The sequence below is a fragment of the Acidovorax delafieldii genome, assembly GCF_007993815.1.
GTDB classification, from domain to species: domain Bacteria; phylum Pseudomonadota; class Gammaproteobacteria; order Burkholderiales; family Burkholderiaceae_C; genus Acidovorax; species Acidovorax delafieldii.
The window spans coordinates 350,193-369,101 of sequence record NZ_VJWE01000012.1; the positions used below are offsets into that span (position 1 = coordinate 350,193).

Sequence of the window (18,909 nt, forward strand, 5' to 3'; positions counted from 1 at the left end):
TTGAATGAATGGGTTCAAGCGTCCACCATCGACAAAGCGGACTCCATGTCCACTGCCACGATGCGCGACACGCCCTGCTCCTGCATGGTCACGCCGATCAGTTGCTCGGCCATTTCCATCGCGATCTTGTTGTGGCTGATAAACAGGAACTGCGTGCCCTTGCTCATGCTGGACACCAGCTTGGCATAACGTTCGGTGTTGGCGTCGTCCAGCGGCGCGTCCACCTCGTCCAGCAGGCAGAACGGCGCGGGGTTGAGCTGGAAGATGGCAAACACCAGCGCGATGGCCGTGAGCGCCTTTTCGCCGCCTGACAGCAGGTGGATGGTCTGGTTCTTCTTGCCGGGTGGCTGGGCCATCACCTGCACGCCGGAGTCGAGAATTTCGTCACCGGTGATGATGAGCTTGGCCTGGCCGCCCCCGAACAGCTCGGGGAACATGCGACCAAAGTGCGCGTTCACGGTGTCGAACGTGCCCGATAGCAGCTGGCGCGTTTCGCCGTCGATCTTGCGGATCGCGTCTTCGAGCGTGTTCATGGCCTCGGTGAGGTCGGCGGTCTGCGCATCGAGGAACACCTTGCGCTCGCTGGCCAGCTTCAATTCATCCAGCGCGGCCAGGTTGACGGCGCCCAGGGCCGCGATCTCGCGGTGCAGGCGGTCGATTTCGCTCTGCAGGCCGCCCATGCGCACATTGCCCTCCTCGATGGAGCGGGCCACGGCTTCCAGATCGGCCTGGGCGTCTTGCAGCAAGGTGGTGTATTGCTCCAGGCCCAGGCGCGCGGCCTGTTCCTTGAGCTGGAACTCGGTGATGCGCTGGCGCAGCGGGTCGAGCGCGCGCTCCAGCTGCATGCGGCGCTCGTCGCTGGCGCGCAGCTTGGTGGTCAGGTCGTCGTATTCGCTGCGCTGGGCGGCCAGTGCCTTTTCGCGCTCCATCTTCACTTCCAGCGCGGCCTGCAGGCCGCCTTGGGCGGCGGCGTCAGAGAGACGGGCGAGTTCATCGCGTGCACGCTGCTCTTCGTCGGCCAGGGCCTTGGCCTGTTGTGTGGCGGTTTCGATGGAGCGGTTGAGTTCGCCCCGACGCGCCTCCAGGCTGCGCTGCGAGAACGTGGCCTCCTGCGCCTGGCGCTCCAGCGTGCGCTGCTGTTCGCGGCAGGCGGTGAGCTTGCGTTCGGCCTCGATGACCTTGTCGCCCAGCTGGGCCTCGCGCTCCTGGCTGTCGGCCAGCTGCATGTCCAGCTCTTCAAAGCGTGCCTCGGCGGCCACGCGGCGTTCCTGCAGGTCGGCCAGCTGGGCTTCGACCTCGGCCAGGTCGCCGTCGATCTGTGCGCTGCGGGCGCGGGTCTGCTCGGCCAGCTGGGTCAGGCGCAGGGTTTCGACCTGCAGCTCGTGGGCACGGCTTTGTGTTTCGGTGGCTTCGCGGCGTGCGGCCACGAGGCGCTGCGAGGCATCGGCATAGGCAGCTTCCGCACGGACCAAAGCGGTGCGTGATTCTTCGGCGATCAGTGCCTGCGCGCGCAATTCCTTTTCGAGGTGCTCGATCTCCTGCGCGCGGGCCAGCATGCCGGACTGCTCGGAGTCCTGCGCATAGAAGCTCACGCTGTGCGCGCTGACGGCATGGCCTGTGGGCACAAACACCACTTCGCCGGGCTGCAGCGTGCTGCGGCGGGCCAAAGCGTCGTCCAGCGTGGGCGCGGTGTAGCAGCCTTGCAGCCAGTCCACCAACACGGCACGCAGGCCCGCGTCGTTCAGGCGCAGCAGGTCCGACAGGCGGGCATGGGGCGACGATGTTTCGGGGTGGCCCGCAGCGGGGGCGCTGTAGAAGGCCAGGCGTGCGGGCGGCGCATCGTTACCGCCGGAGCCCAGGAAGCCGCGCACCATGTCCAGGCGCCCTACTTCCAACGCAGCCAGGCGCTCGCGCAGGGCCGCTTCGAGCGCGTTTTCCCAGCCGGGTTCGATGTGGATACGGCTCCACAGGCCCTGCAGGCCATCGAGGCCGTGCTTGGCGAGCCAGGGGCGCAGCTTGCCGTCGGTCTTGACCTTTTCCTGCAGTGCCTTGAGGGCCTCCATGCGGGCCGACAGCTCGGCCTGGCGTGCGCTCTCGCTGTTAACTGCCTGCTGGCGGGCGCGGCGGTCGTCGTCCAGCTGGGGCACGGACTCCTGCAGCTCGTGCAGGCGGGCTGCGGTGGTTTCTGCGATCTCTTGCGCTTCTTCGAGCTGCTCGCGCAAGTTGGTCAGGCGGGCCTCATCGGGCGCGGCCAGCGCGTTGCGGTCGGTGCGCAGGCGTTCGAAGCGGGCGTCGAGCTGGCGGCTTTGCTCGTCAAAGCTGCGCTGCTCGGCAGCGAGCACGCCGATCTGCTGCTGCACCTGCACCACGGCAGTCCGTTGCTCGGCCGTGCGGCTTTGCGCCTGGCGCAGGGCCTCTTCCAGGTCGGGCATCTGCATGGCCTGCTCTTCGACCTGGGCGGCCAACAGCTCGGCGCGTTCTTCAGCGTCCACACCCGCACCGGCCAGGTTCTCCAGCTCGATGTCGGCCTCTTCCTTGCGGGTCTGCCACTGCGCGATCTGCTCTGCCAGTTGCACCAGGCGCTGCTCCACGCGCTGGCGGCCCTCGACCACGTAGCGGATCTCGGCTTCGAGCTTGCCGACCTCGGCTGTGGCTTCGTAGAGCTTGCCTTGGGCCTGGTTGACCTGGTCGCCCGCGGCGTAGTGGGCCTGGCGGATGGTTTCGAGGTCCGACTCGACCGCGCGCAGGTCGGCCATGCGCGATTCAAGGTCGTTCACGGCCTGCAGGCCGTCCAGGCGCACCTTGTTCTGCTGCTCCTCGGCCTCGGCCCGCTTCAGGAACCACAGCTGGTGCTGCTTGAGCGTCGCATCGGCGTGCAACGTGTTGTATTTGGCGGCCACCTCGGCCTGCTTTTCGAGCTTTTCGAGGTTGGCGTTCAGCTCGCGCAGGATGTCTTCGACCCGCGTGAGGTTCTCGCGCGTGTCCGACAAGCGGTTTTCGGTCTCGCGGCGGCGCTCCTTGTACTTGGAGACGCCCGCAGCCTCTTCGAGGAACAGGCGCAGTTCCTCAGGGCGGCTTTCGATGATGCGGCTGATGGTGCCCTGGCCGATGATGGCGTAGGCGCGGGGCCCCAGGCCTGTCCCCAGGAACACGTCCTGCACGTCGCGGCGGCGCACGGGCTGGTTGTTCAGAAAGTAGCTGCTGGTGCCGTCGCGCGTGAGCACGCGGCGCACGGCCACCTCGCCGTACTGACCCCACTGGCCGCCTGCGCGATGGTCAGAGTTATCGAAGACCAGCTCCACACTCGCGCGGCTGGCCTGCTTGCGGGTGGTGGTGCCGCTGAAGATCACGTCCTGCATGCTCTCGCCGCGCAGCTCGCTGGCCTTGCTCTCGCCCAGCACCCAGCGCACCGCGTCCATGATGTTGGACTTGCCGCAACCGTTCGGGCCCACCACGCCCACCAGTTGCCCGGGCAGCATGAAGTTGGTGGGTTCAGCGAACGACTTGAAGCCAGAGAGCTTGATCGAGGTAAGACGCACGGATCAGAAGGCGGATAAATGCAGGAGGGACGCGGGGGTCAACCAGGGCGCCGGTGCGCAGTCCCGGCGTAAAACACACCGGCAGGGCCGGGTGTGGGCAAGGCCGGAATGATACCGCGCCGCCTGCCCGCCCCCCGGCCTCCAGGGCCGAGGGTGGCGCCTGGGGGCACTGCACAGGCGAAAAATCGGCAAAAACGGCCTGATGCGCTAGTGTGATATGGCTTGTTTGCTATCAAATTTGATAGCCAAAAGCGGGAAACATCAATGCAGCACACACACCTGGTTACGTCCACCCGACTTGGCCTGGAACAGGGCTTCGTCTGCGCGGGCCACCGCCTGGGGCAGGTGCTGCAGTGCAGAGATTTCGCACGCGCCAATCGACACGGTGAGCTGCTCGGGATCGGTGATGCTCTCCACCGCGCGGCGCAGTTTCTCGGCCACCTTCAGTGCGTCGGGCAGCGCGGTCTGCGGCAGGCAGACCAGAAACTCCTCGCCGCCCCAGCGAATGATCTCGTCGCCACGCCGCAAGGTGTCGGTCAGCACCCGGGCCACCGCCTGCAGGGCCTTGTCGCCCGCGTCGTGGCCAAAACGGTCATTGATGCTCTTGAACCGGTCCAGGTCCATCAACAGGATGGACGAGACGGGCTCAAACAGCGAGGCGCGGTACACGCGCCGGTCGATCAGGTCCACCGCATGGCGGTTGAGCAGCCCGGTGAGCGCATCGTGGTAGGCGGCGCGCTGCAGCTCCTGGCGTTCGGCGGCCACGGTCATGAGGGAGCCGAACAGCTCGGCCAGCCCTGCAAACAGGCTGACGCCGACTTCATCAAAGTAGCCATCCCGGTCGGCATACAGCACAAAGATGCCGCTGTAGCCGTTGAAGGTGGAGGCGATGGGCAAGGCCAGCACGTGGTGGATGTCGTGGTGGCGGGCTGCGTCGCGCCAGGGCCCAAACGGCGAAAACTGCGACACCGTGAAAGGGCCTGCAGACTTGCCGTCCAGCGTGGTGAAGGCAGGGCCAATGCGGGTGAGCAGGTTGCGTTCGATGTTCAGCGATTCGGCATAGGCCGCCGCCGGGCCTGCAAACACCTGCGGGCGGATGGTGTGCGTGTCGGTCGGACCGAACCAGGTCCAGGCCAGGCGGATGTGGCTGGAGACATCCACAATGGCCTGGCACACCCCGCGAATGATCTCCAGCTCGCTGCGCCCCAGGATCAGCTTGGCCGAGCGCTTGAGCAGCATCTCGGCAATCACCGAGCGTTCGCGCTGCGCGTCAAAGCCCTGCGTCAATGGCGAGGGTGCGGGCGGCGAAGGCTTTTTGAAGAACATGAAGGCGGCAGCGGTGGAGCGCCTGCATCATAGGTGGCGCAGCCAGACTGCGGTTGCAAAGGGTTTCCGGCGGCGTGTTGCCACCTGCACTCCGCGCAACACACGCCACCCTGCGCCCGCCGCACGCCGCACGCCCCGCGTCATCCAAGGCGCCCATCCAGGGCGCCATTGGTTCGGCGCACCAGCGCCTCAAACTCCGCCACTGCCACGGGGGGGCTGAGCAGGTAGCCCTGCCAGGCGTGGCAGTGGTGGCGCTCCAGAAACTCGCGCTGCGCCTCGGTCTCCACGCCCTCCGCAATCACGCGCAGGCCCAGGCTGGTGCCCAGCGCCACCACGGTGCGGGCAATGGCCGCGTCATTGGGGTCGGTCAGCACGTCGCGCACAAAGCTCTGGTCGATCTTGAGCTGGTCCAGCGGCAGGCGTTTGAGGTAGCTCAGCGACGAATAGCCAGTGCCAAAGTCGTCCAGCGAAAAGCCCACGCCGTAGCCCTTGAGCTGGCCCATCTTGTCGATGGTGTCTTCCACGTCTTGCAGCAGCAGGCCTTCGGTCATCTCCAGCTTGAGCTGGTGGCCGTCAGCCCCCGCACCCGCCAGCGCCGCGAGCACTTGGGCAACAAAGCCGCTTTGGTGGAACTGCCGTGGGCTCACGTTCACGGCCAGGCTCAGCAAGGCAAGGTCGGGCTGCTGGGCCCATGCGGCCAGCCGCCGACAGGCTGCCTGCAGCACCCACTCGCCGAGCGGCAGGATCAGGCCGGTTTCTTCGGCCAGCGGGATGAAATGCGCGGGCGAGATGAATCCATCGCGCGGGTGCCGCCAGCGCAGCAGCGCCTCGGCCCCGGTAATGCGGCCGTGGTCGATCTGGGGTTGGTAGTACAGCTCGAACTGGCCCTGGGCCAGGCCCACCCGCATGTCCAGCTCCAGCGTGGCGCGGGCGCTGACCGCAGCCTGCATCTGGGGGTCATAAAAGCGCAAGGTGTCACGCCCCGCGTTCTTGGCCTGGTACAGCGCCAGGTCGGCACGCTTGAGCAGCTCATCCACGGTCTCGCGCGTGCCACTGTAGATGGTGACACCCATGCTCAGCGAGCTGTGGTGCGCAGCGCCATCGATCTGGTAGGGCTCGCGCAGCACACCCAGGATGCGCTGCCCAACGTCCTCGGCGCGCGCTGCAGCCTCCTCGGGGCTGTCGCCCAGGTCTTCCAGCACCACCACAAATTCGTCGCCGCCCTGTCGGGCCACGGTGTCGTCTTCGTGCACACAGCCGCGCAAACGGTGCGCCACCTGCAACAGCAAGGCATCGCCCCGGTCGTGGCCCCGGGTTTCGTTCACCGTCTTGAAGTTGTCCAGGTCCAGCATCAGCAGTGCACCACTGCGCTGGTGGCGCGCGCTGGTGGCCAGCGCCTGCTGCAGCCGGTCCATCAGCAGGCGGCGGTTGGGCAGGCGGGTGAGCGGGTCGTAGTAGGCCAGCTGGTTGATCTCTTCCTCGGCGGCTTTGCGCTCGCTCAAGTCCTGCATGGTGATCAGGCGCCCCCCCTCGACAAAAATGCCGGAAATCTCCACCGGCTTGTACTTGCCATCCGCACAGCGGATCGTGTACTCGGCCAGCGGGATCACGCCCAGGTGCCTGGTGTCGAGCAGCCTCTGGCGGATCGCGTCGCGCTCCGCAGCGTCGGGGTAGGCGCGCTGCCACCAGGTGTCGGTGTCGGGCACCTCCTCCTGCGTGTAGCCGCAGATCTGGACATACCGCTGGTTGCGAAAGCTGATGAGCCCATCGTCCTGCACCAGGCACAGGCCCATGGGCAGGCGCTCCAGAATGCTGCGCAGGCGTTGTTCATTGGCCCGCAGGTTTTCTTCCATGCGCTTGCGCGCAGTAATGTCCTGCACCACGGCAATGTGGTGGCCGGGCGCGGAGCCTGACGCCCACATCGACGACACAGTCAGGTCGCCCCAGACCTCGTGCCCGTCCTTGTGGATGTAGCGTTTTTCCAGCCGGTACTCGGGCACATCGCCGCTCTGCAGCCGCCTCACTTGCGCCAGGTCCGCTGCCAGGTCATCGGGGTGGGTGAGGCTCTGAAAGGTCATGCCCACCATTTCCTCCGGGCTGTACCCCAGGATGTCGGCGTAGCGCTGGTTGACGCGCACAAACTGGCCCGTGGCCGAGTCCACCTGTGCGACACCCACGGTGGCCTGGTTGAAGAGCGCACGGAACCGCTCCTCACTCTCGCGCCGGGCATCGTCGGACAACTGGGCGCGCACCAGCGCCAGGGTGCGCTGGCGCACCAGCAGGGCCACGACGGAAGCCAGCAACAACGACACCACTGCGGCCGCCAGCCCGGCCAGCCACGGCAAGCGCGTTTCCGACGCCGTCAGGAACGACCGGGTCGGGTAGAAAGTAAGCTGCCAGCGCCGGTCATGCACCCCCAGCTCACGCACCAGGGGCCGCACACCGGGCAGGCCCGGGGCCGTCTGCTCCAGCAGGGGGCGCACCATGGCATCGCCCGAGTCCGGGCGCACCGGCCCCAGGTCCGCCATGGCGACGGCGATGCCGTTCAGAAACCCCTGGCTGCCCAGCCCCTGCACCAGGTCATAGACCCGCAGGGTGGACGCCACCGCGCCCACAAAACGCTGCTCGGCCGTGCCGGCGGTGGGGTCGAACACCGGCACGCGGATGACGATGCCTGCGCGATGTGTTGTCTCCTGCAGCAGATCGAATGGAGCCGACACCACGGTCTGCCCGCTGTCGCGGCTGTAGCGCATGGCGGCCAGGTTGGCGGGCTGGGCACTGATATCCAGGCCCAGCACCCCTTCATTGCCGAACATGGGCCAGAGATACTCGGCCACGAAGTACTCGGCACGCTCGCCGGGTGGGTGGATCTTGAACTGGGGCAAACCGTCGGGTGATAACGAGGTATCCGCCCTCACCCTGGCCTCGTAGGCCTCGCGCTCACGCCCAGGCACCCAGCGCGTGAAAGACAGGTTGCGAACACCAGGGTAGCGCTGGCCCACCTCCATCTCGCTGGCGGCCCGTTCAAAGTCCAGGCGCGACAAGCGGGGGTTGGCCGTGAACAGGCCCCGCAGGCCGTTGACCACCTCGGTGTGACCGGCAATGCGCTGGCTCAGCGCCTCGGCAAACGCCCGCGTCTCCTGGGTGAAGCGCGCTTCTTCGATCTGCGCCATCGACGCGGCCTGGTGTTGCGCCAGCCACAGGCTCACCACCAACCCCAGAACGGCCACACCCATGCCCGCCACCCAATGCCGATAGCGGCTTGGGGGTGCCAGGGCAGCCAGCGGGGAAGAAGTGGAAGAAGTCAGAGACGTGCCTTTGCTTTGCTGGCCGGGGAGCCGACCAGACACCATGCAAATTGCGCAGGATAGCGGCAATCCAGCCACTGTGGAGCCAACATTTGGTTACGGCGAAAAATTTAAGAAAAAAGTGCCTCTAGCGCCACAGCGACTTACCTCACAAGCTATGAAATGATGAGCATATTTCGCCACCAGAACGACCACGGGTTTACCCGACAACCGCCCCTGGCGCCACGGGGTACGGCGCGAAACGGCTGCGGTTTTCATTCACATCCAACGCCCGCCCGATGGGCGGAAACGCGCGTTGCGGACAGGCATCGCGCTCACACACCTTGCAGCCCATGCCGATGGGCACGGCGGCCTCGGGGTTGGCCAGATCCAGCCCGCGTGAATACACCAGTTGCGGCGCGTGGCGGATGTCACAACCCAGGGCTACGGAGAACTCCTTGCCGGGCACACCCCAGCCGCCCCCGCTGCGCGACACCACGCGCGCCACCCACAGGTAGGCGCGACCATCGGGCATGCGTGCCACCTGCGGCACGATGCGGCCCGGCTGTGCGAAGGCCTCGTACACATTCCACAGCGGGCAGGTGCCGCCGATTTTGCTGAAGTGAAAGTGTGTGGCCGACTGCCGCTTGCTGATGTTGCCCGCGCGGTCTACCCGGATGAAGAAGAACGGCACGCCGCGCGCGCTGGGGCGTTGCAAGGTGGACAGGCGGTGGCACACCGTCTCGAAGCCCACGCCAAACTGCTGGCCCAGTCGGTCGATGTCGTAATGCGCCGCTTCGGCCGCCTGCAAAAAGGCCGTGTAGGGCAGCACCAGCGCCCCCGCAAAGTAGTTGGCCAGACCGATGCGCGCCAGCGCCCGGGCCTGGTCGCTCGACAGCCCAGCGCCAGCGGCCAAACGTTGCAGCTCGGCGCCCTGCTCCAGAAACGCCAGCTGCGTCGCCATCTGGAACGCGCGCTGCCCCCGCTCCAACCCCGCCGCCAGCTGCAGCAGCCCGGCCTCGGCCTGGAACACGCGCTGCGCATGGCCAGGCAGGTCGGCCACATCCACCACGCGCACCCCGTGGGCCACAAGCAGGCGTTGGGCCAGCGCCTCATCGGCCCGGCCGGGCAGCAGGCCCCATTCAACGGCACAGCGTTCGGCAGCATCGTCCAGCTCGGCAATGTGGTTCTGGCGTGCAAAAAAGAAGTCGCGCACTTCTTCATAAGCCATGGGCGGATGGTGGGCCACCGTGCCCTCGCCGTCCCGGTCATTGCCCAGGGCGGCCAGGCGCTCCAGCGCCTGACGGTGCCGCTGGTGCAACGCCAGCAGCGTGCGCGCTACAGCGGGCATGCCTGCGGCCAGCTCGCGGATCTCTGCCAGAGACACGGCATCGCCCGCGCCCTCCCCGCCCACCCCGGCAGGCAAGTCGGCCAGCACCTCGCGCAGGCCCGTGATGAGCCGCGCTTCATCGTCGTCTGAGAAGCGCTGCACGTCCACACCGAATACAGCATTGATCTTGAGCAGCACGGGCACCGTGAGCGGGCGCTGGTTCTGCTCCAGCTGGTTGAGGTAGCTGGCCGACAGGTCCAGCGCCCGCGCCAGCGCAATCTGGGTCATGCCGCGCTCTTCGCGCAGGCGGCGCAGGCGCACACCCATGAAGGTTTTTTTCATTCCATCTTTCTCGGTGCTCTTTGGTCGCACCCTGATCGCCATTCGCAATATTCGCAAATTGACGGGTTTTAGTTCGCAATCATTCGCCAATTCAGGGCTTACAGCGGGATGCCATTGTGCGTAAATTGCGAAGCATGACAACCCCCACTGGCACCGTCGAACTGACGGAAATCGTCTTCCCCGCAGAAGCCAACCACTACGGCACGCTGTTCGGCGGCAACGCCCTGCAGCTCATGGCCAAGGCGGCGTTTCTGGCAGCGCGCGGCGCCGCACAGCGCGATGTGGTGATGGCGGGCGTGACCGACGTGCGTTTTCTGGCCCCCGTGCCCGTGGGCCATGTGCTCACGCTCCGCGCCTGGGTCACCCGCGTCGGCCGCAGCTCGCTCACCGTGTGCGTGACCGGTCTGGCCGCCACGCTGGGCTCGCCCCAGGACGAAGTGCTGAAGGGAATTTTTGAAATGGTGGCGGTGGATGGCAAAGGCCGCCCCGCTGCCATCGCCAACGCATACGTAAACCAGGAGACCGCATGACTACCACCGTTGAAACCCCGGGCTTCAAGCCCAAGAAGTCCGTCGCGCTCTCGGGCGTGACGGCGGGCAACACCGCCCTGTGCACCGTGGGCCGCACGGGCAACGACCTGCATTACCGGGGCTACGACATCCTCGACATTGCCGAGGTCTGCGAGTTCGAAGAGATCGCCCACCTGCTGGTGCACGGCAAGCTGCCTACACGCGCCGACCTCCGGGCCTACAAGTCCAAGCTCAAGGCCCTGCGCGGCCTGCCGATGAGTGTGAAGCAGGCGCTGGAGCAACTGCCCGCCGCCAGCCACCCCATGGACGTGATGCGCACGGGCGTCTCGGCCCTGGGCTGCGCGCTGCCTGAAAAGGATGACCACAACCTGCCGGGCGCGCGCGACATTGCCGACCGGCTCATGGCATCGCTGGGCTCCATGCTGCTCTATTGGCACCACTGGGCCAGCTCGGGCCGCCGCATCGAGGTGGAGACCGACGACGACTCCATCGGTGCGCACTTCTTGCACCTGTTGCACGGCTCCAAGCCCAGCGCAGCCTGGGAGCGTGCGATGCACACCTCGCTCAACCTGTATGCCGAGCACGAGTTCAACGCCAGCACCTTCACCGCCCGCGTGGTGGCCGGCACGGGCAGCGACATGTATTCGGCCATCACCGGCGCCATCGGTGCGCTGCGGGGCCCCAAGCATGGCGGCGCGAACGAGGTGGCTTTCGAGATCCAGAAACGCTACGACAGCCCGGATGAGGCTGAGGCCGACATCCGCCGCCGCGTGGAGGCGAAGGAGGTGGTCATTGGTTTTGGTCACCCGGTCTACACCGTGAGCGACCCACGCAACGTCGTCATCAAGGGCGTTGCGCACAACTTGTCGCAGGAGGCTGGCAGCACCAAGATGTATGACATTGCCGAGCGGCTGGAGACCGTGATGTGGGAGGTCAAAAAGATGTTCCCCAACCTCGACTGGTTCAGCGCCGTGAGCTACCACATGATGGGTGTGCCCACCGCCATGTTCACTCCGCTGTTCGTCATCGCACGCACCAGCGGCTGGGCGGCACACATCATCGAGCAACGCATCGACAACAAGATCATCCGGCCGAGTGCGAACTACACCGGGCCCGAAGACCTGGCGTTCGTACCAATCCAGGACCGCAAGTAAAACCAAACGGCCGAAGCCCCCTGCCCCACGCTCATGAACACTCTGTATCGCAAGAAGCTGCCCGGCACGCAGCTCGACTACTTTGATGCCCGCGAGGCCCTCGAAGCCCTGCAACCGGGCGCCTGGGCCACACTGCCCTACACCGCCCGAGTCCATGCCGAAAACATTGTGCGCCGTGCCGATCCGGCCACCATCAACGACAGCCTGCGCCAGCTCGTCGAGCGGCGCAGCGACCGCGACTTCCCCTGGTACCCGGCACGCGTCGTGTGCCATGACATCCTGGGCCAGACGGCGCTGGTGGACCTGGCAGGCCTGCGCGATGCGATTGCCAAAGAAGGCGGCGACCCGGCCCAGGTGAACCCCGTCGTGCCGGTGCAGCTGATCGTGGACCATTCCCTGGCCGTGGAGTGTGGCGGGTTCGACCCCGACGCTTTCACCAAGAACCGCGCCATCGAAGACCGCCGCAACGAAGACCGCTTTCACTTCATCGAGTGGACCAAGAAAGCCTTTGCCAATGTAGATGTGATCCCGGCGGGGAACGGGATCATGCACCAGATCAATCTGGAAAAAATGTCGCCCGTGGTCCATGCCGACCGGGGCGTGGCCTACCCCGACACCTGCGTGGGCACCGACAGCCATACACCGCATGTGGACGCCCTGGGCGTGATCGCCATCGGCGTGGGCGGCCTGGAGGCCGAGAACGTGATGTTGGGGCGTGCATCGATGATGCGGCTGCCCGAGATCGTGGGCGTGCAGCTGACCGGCCAGCGCCAGGACGGCATCACCGCCACCGATGTGGTGCTGGCGCTCACCGAATTTTTGCGCAAGGCCAAGGTGGTGGGGGCGTACCTGGAGTTCTTTGGCGAAGGGGCAGCCAAGCTCACGATTGGCGACCGCGCCACCATCTCGAACATGGCGCCCGAATACGGCGCCACGGCGGCCCTGTTCAGCATCGACGAACAGACGCTGGAGTATCTGACGCTGACGGGCCGCGAGGCGGAACAAGTGAAGCTGGTCGAGGCTTATGCCAAGGCAGCGGGATTGTGGTCCGACACCCTCCAGGACGCTGTCTACGCACGCAACCTGGTGTTCGATCTGTCGAGCGTGGTGCGCAACCTGGCCGGCCCCTCCAACCCCCACGCGCGCGTGGCCACGTCCGACCTGACGGCCCAAGGCATCGCGGGCCCCTGGGCGATGCCCGCACCACAGGACGGCACGATGCCCGATGGCGCTGTGGTCATTGCCGCCATCACCAGCTGCACCAACACCTCCAACCCGCGCAACGTGATCGCCGCCGCGCTGCTGGCGCGCAACGCCAACCGGCTGGGCCTCACGCGCAAGCCCTGGGTCAAGACCTCGCTGGCGCCCGGCTCCAAGGCGGTGGAGCTGTATTTGAAGGAAGCGGGCTTGCTGGCCGACCTGGAAAAGCTCGGCTTTGGCATCGTGGCCTTTGCCTGCACCACGTGCAACGGGATGAGTGGCGCGCTGGACCCTGCCATCCAGCAGGAGATCATCGACCGCGACCTCTACGCCACCGCCGTGCTCTCGGGCAACCGCAATTTCGACGGGCGCATCCACCCCTATGCCAAGCAGGCGTTTCTGGCCTCGCCCCCGCTCGTGGTGGCCTATGCGATGGCGGGCACGGTGCGTTTTGACATCGAAAAGGACGTGCTGGCGGTGGTGAACGGAAGAGAAATTCGCCTCAAAGACCTGTGGCCCAGCGACGAGGAAATCGACGCCGTGGTGAAAACTGCCGTGAAGCCCGCGCAGTACCGCGCCGTGTACGAACCCATGTTCGCCATCCGACCGGGCGATGGCGAGCGCGTCTCGCCGCAGTACGGCTGGCGAACACAGTCCACCTACATCCGCCGCCCGCCCTACTGGGACACCGAGGGGATCGGTGCACTCGCCGCCCACCCGCGCACGTTGAAAGGCATGCGCCCGCTGGCCCTCCTGCCCGACAACATCACGACCGACCACCTGTCACCTTCGAACGCCATCCTGCGGGACAGCGCTGCGGGTGAATATCTGGCGCGCATGGGCGTGCCCGAGGAAGACTTCAACTCCTACGCCACGCACCGGGGTGACCACCTCACCGCCATGCGTGCCACGTTTGCCAACCCGCAGCTCGTCAACGAAATGGCCGTGGTGGATGGCAAAGTGAAAAAAGGCTCGCTCGCCCGCGTGGAGCCCGAGGGCCAGGTGATGCGCATGTGGGAGGCGATGGAAACCTATCTGAACCGCCGCCAGCCGCTCATCATCATTGCTGGCGCCGACTACGGCCAGGGGTCCAGCCGCGACTGGGCCGCCAAGGGGGTGCGGCTGGCGGGGGTGGAGGTGGTGGTGGCGGAGGGGTTTGAGCGCATCCACCGCACTAACCTGATTGGCATGGGGGTGTTGCCGCTGGAGTTTGAGGCGGGAGTCAACCGCATCACGCTGGGGCTGGATGGGACAGAGGTGTATGGCGTGGAGGGAGACATGCAACCCCGTGCCGACCTCACCCTGGTCATCCACCGCAAGAATGGCGAGGAAACCAAGGTGCCCATGACATGCCGACTCGACACCGCCGAAGAGGTCTCGATCTACCAGGCGGGCGGCGTGCTGCAGCGCTTTGCGCAAGACTTCTTGGCCAAGAATACAGAACCAAAAAAGGCTCTGGCGCCCGTCTAGCAATCGCCACGCGCTATCCAATTTGATATTTCTCCATGAGCATTTTCCCCGCACCACAGATCCGCATCCCCGCCACCTACCTGCGGGGCGGCACCAGCAAAGGCGTGTTCTTTCGCCTTGACGACCTGCCCGCCCCCGCCCAGCAACCCGGCCCGGCGCGGGACGCGTTGCTGCTGCGCGTGCTGGGCAGCCCTGATCCGTACGGCAAGCAGATCGACGGCATGGGCAATGCGTCGTCGAGCACCAGCAAGGCGGTGATCCTGTCGCGCAGCACGCGGCCGGGCCACGACGTGGACTACCTGTTTGGCCAGGTATCCATCGACCAGCCTTTTGTGGACTGGAGCGGCAACTGCGGCAACCTGTCGGCTGCGGTGGGGCCGTGTGCCATTCACATGGGGCTGATCGATGCGGCGCGGATTCCACAGAACGGCACCTTTCCGGTTCGCATTTGGCAGGCCAACATCGGCAAGACCATCGTCGCGCATGTGCCTATCACCCAGGGGCAGGTGCAAGAAACGGGTGACTTTGAACTGGACGGCGTGACTTTTGCCGCCGCCGAGGTGGCGCTGGAGTTCATGGCCCCGGCGGACGATGGCGATGATGGGGAAGCCATCTCGACAGCGCCGGGCCGCCCCAATCTGCTGAGGGCCCCCTCGGGGGGCAGCGAACCACACGCAGTGGGGAGCGTGGGGGCGTTATTCCCGACGGGCAACGTGGTGGACACCTTGGAGGTGCCCGGGGTCGGCAGCTTTGCCGCCACGCTGATCAACTCGGGTATCCCCACCCTCTTTCTCAATGCACAAGAGCTGGGTTACACCGGCACCGAGCTGCAGCGGGCCATCAACGGCGATGCGGCGGCACTGGCGCGCTTCGAGACGATCCGTGCATACGGCGCCCTGCGCATGGGCCTGATCCAGCATGTGAGCGAGGCCGCCACGCGCCAGCACACTCCCAAGATCGCCTTCGTCGCGCCTCCCGCCAGCTACACGGCCTCCAGCGGCAAAGCCATTGACGCCAAGGACATCGACCTGCTGGTGCGCGCGCTCTCCATGGGCCAGCTGCACCACGCCATGATGGGCACGGCGGCGGTGGCCATTGGCACGGCGGCAGCCATCCCAGGCACGCTGGTCAACCTGGCAGCGGGCGGTGGCGTGCGCAGCAGCGTGCGGTTTGGCCACCCCTCGGGCACCCTGCGCGTGGGGGCCGAAGCAACGCAGATCAACGGCCAGTGGAAGGTGACCAAGGCCCTGATGAGCCGCAGCGCCCGCATCCTGATGGAAGGCTGGGTGCGGGTGCCGGGCGACATTTTTTAAAGCAAAAATGGCTTGATGCGCTAGTGAATCATGCGCTAACAGCTATCAAACATATAGCAACCCAGCTCACCCCCCCAAACATGAACACCAGACAACAACTCAAAGCCCTGGCCCAGGCTCGCCGGGGCGTCATCGTGCCCGGCGCTTTCAACGCCCTCTCCGCCCGCGTGGTGGCCGACCTGGGCTTTGAAGCCCTCTACGTCACCGGCGCTGGCGTGACCAACATGTGGTTCGGCCTGCCCGACCAGGCCTTCATGGGCCTGACCGACATTGCCGATCACACCGCCCGCATCCGCGACGCGGTGGAGCTGCCGCTCATCGTGGATGCCGACACGGGGTTTGGCAACGCCCTCAACACCTACCATGCGGTGCGTGTGCTGGAGCGCGCGGGGGCCGACTGCATCCAGCTCGAAGACCAGGTCAGCCCCAAGCGCTGCGGGCATTTCAACGGCAAGGACGTGATCAGTACCGACGAGATGCTGGGCAAGATCAAAGCCGCCGTGGATGCGCGCCGCGACGCAGGCACCCTCATCCTGGCCCGCACCGACGCCTGCGCCACCCAGGGCTTCGAGGCCGCCGTGGAGCGCGCCCAGCGCTTTCAGGAGGCGGGCGCGGACATCCTGTTTGTGGAGGCCGTCACCACGCTGGAAGAGATCCGCGCCCTGCCCCAGCGGCTGGCCGCGCCACAGTTGATGAACATGGTGATCGGAGGCAAGACCCCCATCACCAGCGCCGAAGAACTCGCCGGCTTGGGCTATGGCCTGGTGCTGTACGCCAACGCAGCGCTGCAGGGCGCGGTGGCTGGCATGCAAAAGGCCTTGACCGTGCTGCGCGACGAGCGGCGCATTGACGAAGACCCTGCACTGGTCGCGCCGTTTGCAGAGCGCCAGCGACTGGTGCGCAAAGCCGACTGGGATACGCTGGAAGCGAAGTACGCCAGGCCTTAGTGTCCCCCCCCGGGGCAAGAACCCGTCGCGTTTTTGCCTCCAAGGCCGCACAAGCCTCCGGTGCCGGGCACAATGGGTCTTTCCAGCACACCGTGCGCGCTGCACCATGCAAAGCATTTCTTCGTTGAACCTGGTGGACCTGTTGCTCGACGCCGTCTGCATCGTGCGAGGAGACAGCTCGATTGTGTTTGTCAGTTCAGCGTTCGAGCGCATCTTTGGGTACACCCCCGACGAAGTGGTCGGCAAGCGCATGCTGGACATGGTGCACCCCGACGACCTGCCCGCCACGCAACGACAGGCCCACAACGTGACGCAGGGCGAGCTGCAGCTGCAGTTTGAAAACCGCTACGTGCGCAAGGATGGCTCCATCGCCCATATCCGCTGGACGGCCCGCTGGCTGCCCGACAAGCAGGTGCGGCTGGCCGTGGCCCACGACATCACCGCGCGCAAGGCCACCGAGTCGATGCAGGCGGTGATCTACGCCATCTCCGAAGCCGCGCACACCACACACAACCTGCAGGCCCTGTTCCAGCACATTCACCAGATCGTGGGCGGCCTGTTGCCCGCCACCAATTTTGCGGTGGCCCTGTACAACCCGCACGATGACCAGCTGAGCTTTCCGTACCACGTCAACGAGCACCTGCCCGCGCCCGAACCCATGGCGCTGGCCGAGGACCCGCGCTATGCGGAGGTGATCCGTGGCGGCGCCACCTTGCTGCTCACGCCGGACTCGTCGGTAGCAAAGGCCACGCACTGGCGCGCTGCGGCGCATGCCACGCAGGCGCCGCTGTATTGGCTGGGTGTGCCCTTGCAGACGCAGCGTGGCCCCCTGGGAGCACTGGTGCTGCAAAGCTACACCGAACAAGGCCGCTACACCGACAAGGACAAGGAGCTGCTGCAGTTCGTCTCCACCCAGGTAGCGGCCGCCATTGAACGCAAGCAGATGTATGAGCGCCTTGAACATATGGCGCAGTACGACCAGCTCACGCACCTGCCCAACCGCCAGCTGTTTCTGGACCGGCTCAAGACCGCCCTGGCCCGCGCGCGGCGCGACCAGACGCTGCTGTCGCTGCTGTTCATTGACCTCGACCGGTTCAAGGAAGTGAACGACACCCTGGGCCATGCCATGGGCGATCTGCTGCTGCAGCGGGTGGCGCAGCGGCTGCTCGAATGCGTGCGCGCATCCGACACGGTGGCGCGGCTGGGCGGTGATGAATTTGTGGTGCTGCTTGAAGGCGGCCAGGCCCGCGAGCACGCCTGTGCGGTGGCCGACAAGATACTCGCGGCCTTTGGTCAGGATTTCGACCTCGAAGGCCAGCGTCTGTACATCCAGCCCAGCATTGGCGTGGCCATCTACCCCGAGCATGGTGGCGAAGAGCACCGCCTGCTGGGCCACGCCGACGAAGCCATGTACCTGTCCAAGCGCAACGGCGGCAACCAGGTGCGGGTGGCGCTGGCGCCCCTGCATTCCTGATGTCCGTGATGCCAGTCCGTCTTGCACACGTCCGTCCCTGGCTCTGAGGCGACTTCGGTGGGGGCATACAACGGGACCAAGCCGCTTGTACTGCAGTGCGCGGTACGGTTGGGTCTGGCTGTGGCGGCCTTGCCGGTGGCCCTTGCCGTCACGCTGATGCTCTATCCGGTGTGGTCATGGGTGGAGCGCACGACAGGCATCGAAAGCGTGGGCCACAGCGGGCCGGCCAGCTGGTGCTATCTGGCCGTGTGGGTGCCCATGGTCACGGCCCTGCTGCTGCCCCCAATGTGGCGCCTGGCCAAGGCACTCTTGCACAAGCCACATGGCCACGCAGACACATAGGGGTTCTTGGGTCGAGGTTCACCGCCGCAGGCGTATCACCGCACAATGCGGCCTGGCATTCGCAACCCCCCGGCCGGATGCTCTGGCCCATCCCTGGGTCACTTCACCACACTCGGCGCCCAGCGCCACGCACCCATGCTCTACAACGCCTTGAAGCTTGTCCATGTCCTGTCCATCGTCGTGTGGGTGGGAGGCATGGTGTTCGCCCATTTTTTTCTGCGGCCTGCCGCGCAGTCGCTGGAGCCCCCGCATCGCGTGCGGCTGATGCATGACGTGCTGCAGCGCTTTTTTGCGGCAGTCACTGCCGCCGTGGTGCTGGTGCTGGGCAGCGGCCTGTGGATGATCGGCCGCGCGGCCAAGCAGGCCGTTCAGACGGGCGGTGTGTTCTCCATGCCACTTGACTGGACCATCATGGCCACGCTGGGCCTGGTGATGATGGCCATCTTCGGCCATATCCGCTTTGCGTTGTTCCGGCGCCTGCAGCGTGCTGTGGCAGCGTCGGACTGGCCCAGCGGCGCCAAGGCCCTGGGCAGCATCCGCAGCTGGGTGGGCGTGAACCTGGCGCTGGGTGTGGTGATCGTCGTGGTCACGCTGCTGGTCTAGGGTCTATTGATTGGATGGGCCCGCAGGCTGCTGCCCCGCGCGGCAGCACGCA

At 66.1% G+C, this 18,909-nt stretch carries 13 protein-coding genes; 9 read left to right on the plus strand and 4 right to left on the minus strand.

All coding sequences use genetic code 11. From position 1 onward, the window contains the following. Positions 1 to 14: 14 nt before the first annotated feature. From smc to ATF69_RS10975, 3 genes are all read right to left on the minus strand, one after another. Positions 15 to 3,539, minus strand: a complete 3,525-nt coding sequence (gene smc, locus ATF69_RS10965) for a chromosome segregation protein SMC (RefSeq protein ID WP_146870959.1) — start codon at positions 3,537 to 3,539, stop codon at positions 15 to 17. 261 nt (positions 3,540 to 3,800) lie between these two features. After that, on the minus strand, positions 3,801 to 4,865 hold the full coding sequence (locus ATF69_RS10970) for a GGDEF domain-containing protein (RefSeq protein WP_108499451.1): 1,065 nt from the start codon (positions 4,863 to 4,865) through the stop codon (positions 3,801 to 3,803). Between the two features lie 140 nt (positions 4,866 to 5,005). Beyond that, entirely contained in the window at positions 5,006 to 8,101 is a 3,096-nt protein-coding gene (locus ATF69_RS10975; RefSeq protein ID WP_146870960.1) for a bifunctional diguanylate cyclase/phosphodiesterase, read from the minus strand. A 115-nt stretch (positions 8,102 to 8,216) separates the two neighbouring features. Here ATF69_RS10975 and ATF69_RS23400 point away from each other — a divergent pair, with 115 nt between their 5' ends. Beyond that, positions 8,217 to 8,339 carry a hypothetical protein gene (locus ATF69_RS23400; RefSeq protein ID WP_255424908.1) on the plus strand — a complete coding sequence of 41 codons (123 nt, stop codon included), beginning with the start codon at positions 8,217 to 8,219 and terminating at the stop codon, positions 8,337 to 8,339. Positions 8,340 to 8,372: 33 nt separating this feature from the next. Here ATF69_RS23400 and ATF69_RS10980 read toward each other — a convergent pair whose 3' ends face one another. Further along, positions 8,373 to 9,824 carry a short-chain fatty acyl-CoA regulator family protein gene (locus tag ATF69_RS10980; RefSeq protein ID WP_146870961.1) on the minus strand — a complete coding sequence of 484 codons (1,452 nt, stop codon included), beginning with the start codon at positions 9,822 to 9,824 and terminating at the stop codon, positions 8,373 to 8,375. Between the two features lie 134 nt (positions 9,825 to 9,958). Between ATF69_RS10980 and ATF69_RS10985 the strand changes: the two genes are divergently transcribed. The 8 genes from ATF69_RS10985 (at position 9,959) to ATF69_RS11020 (ending at position 18,857) form a co-directional block, all read left to right on the plus strand. Further along, the gene (locus ATF69_RS10985; RefSeq protein ID WP_146870962.1) at positions 9,959 to 10,354 is read left to right on the plus strand and encodes an acyl-CoA thioesterase; all 396 of its coding nucleotides are present in this window, start codon (positions 9,959 to 9,961) and stop codon (positions 10,352 to 10,354) included. Then, a complete protein-coding gene (gene prpC / locus ATF69_RS10990; RefSeq protein WP_146870963.1) occupies positions 10,351 to 11,508 on the plus strand; it encodes a bifunctional 2-methylcitrate synthase/citrate synthase in 1,158 nt (385 codons plus the stop codon). The genes ATF69_RS10985 and prpC overlap by 4 nt, the downstream gene beginning before the upstream one ends. Before the next feature lie 33 nt (positions 11,509 to 11,541). After that, positions 11,542 to 14,178, plus strand: coding sequence for a Fe/S-dependent 2-methylisocitrate dehydratase AcnD (gene acnD / locus ATF69_RS10995; RefSeq protein ID WP_146870964.1), 2,637 nt, complete (start codon positions 11,542 to 11,544; stop codon positions 14,176 to 14,178). A gap of 41 nt (positions 14,179 to 14,219) precedes the next feature. Next, positions 14,220 to 15,491 carry a PrpF domain-containing protein gene (locus ATF69_RS11000; RefSeq protein WP_370107398.1) on the plus strand — a complete coding sequence of 424 codons (1,272 nt, stop codon included), beginning with the start codon at positions 14,220 to 14,222 and terminating at the stop codon, positions 15,489 to 15,491. Between the two features lie 80 nt (positions 15,492 to 15,571). After that, on the plus strand, positions 15,572 to 16,438 hold the full coding sequence (locus ATF69_RS11005) for an isocitrate lyase/PEP mutase family protein (RefSeq protein ID WP_146870965.1): 867 nt from the start codon (positions 15,572 to 15,574) through the stop codon (positions 16,436 to 16,438). Between the two features lie 106 nt (positions 16,439 to 16,544). After that, positions 16,545 to 17,912 carry a sensor domain-containing protein gene (locus tag ATF69_RS11010; RefSeq protein ID WP_121942976.1) on the plus strand — a complete coding sequence of 456 codons (1,368 nt, stop codon included), beginning with the start codon at positions 16,545 to 16,547 and terminating at the stop codon, positions 17,910 to 17,912. Positions 17,913 to 17,933: 21 nt separating this feature from the next. Then, complete coding sequence (locus ATF69_RS11015) at positions 17,934 to 18,254, plus strand: hypothetical protein (protein ID WP_133246252.1); 321 nt, start codon at positions 17,934 to 17,936, stop codon at positions 18,252 to 18,254. A gap of 135 nt (positions 18,255 to 18,389) precedes the next feature. Next, complete coding sequence (locus ATF69_RS11020; RefSeq protein ID WP_146870966.1) at positions 18,390 to 18,857, plus strand: CopD family protein; 468 nt, start codon at positions 18,390 to 18,392, stop codon at positions 18,855 to 18,857. Positions 18,858 to 18,909 lie beyond the last annotated feature (52 nt).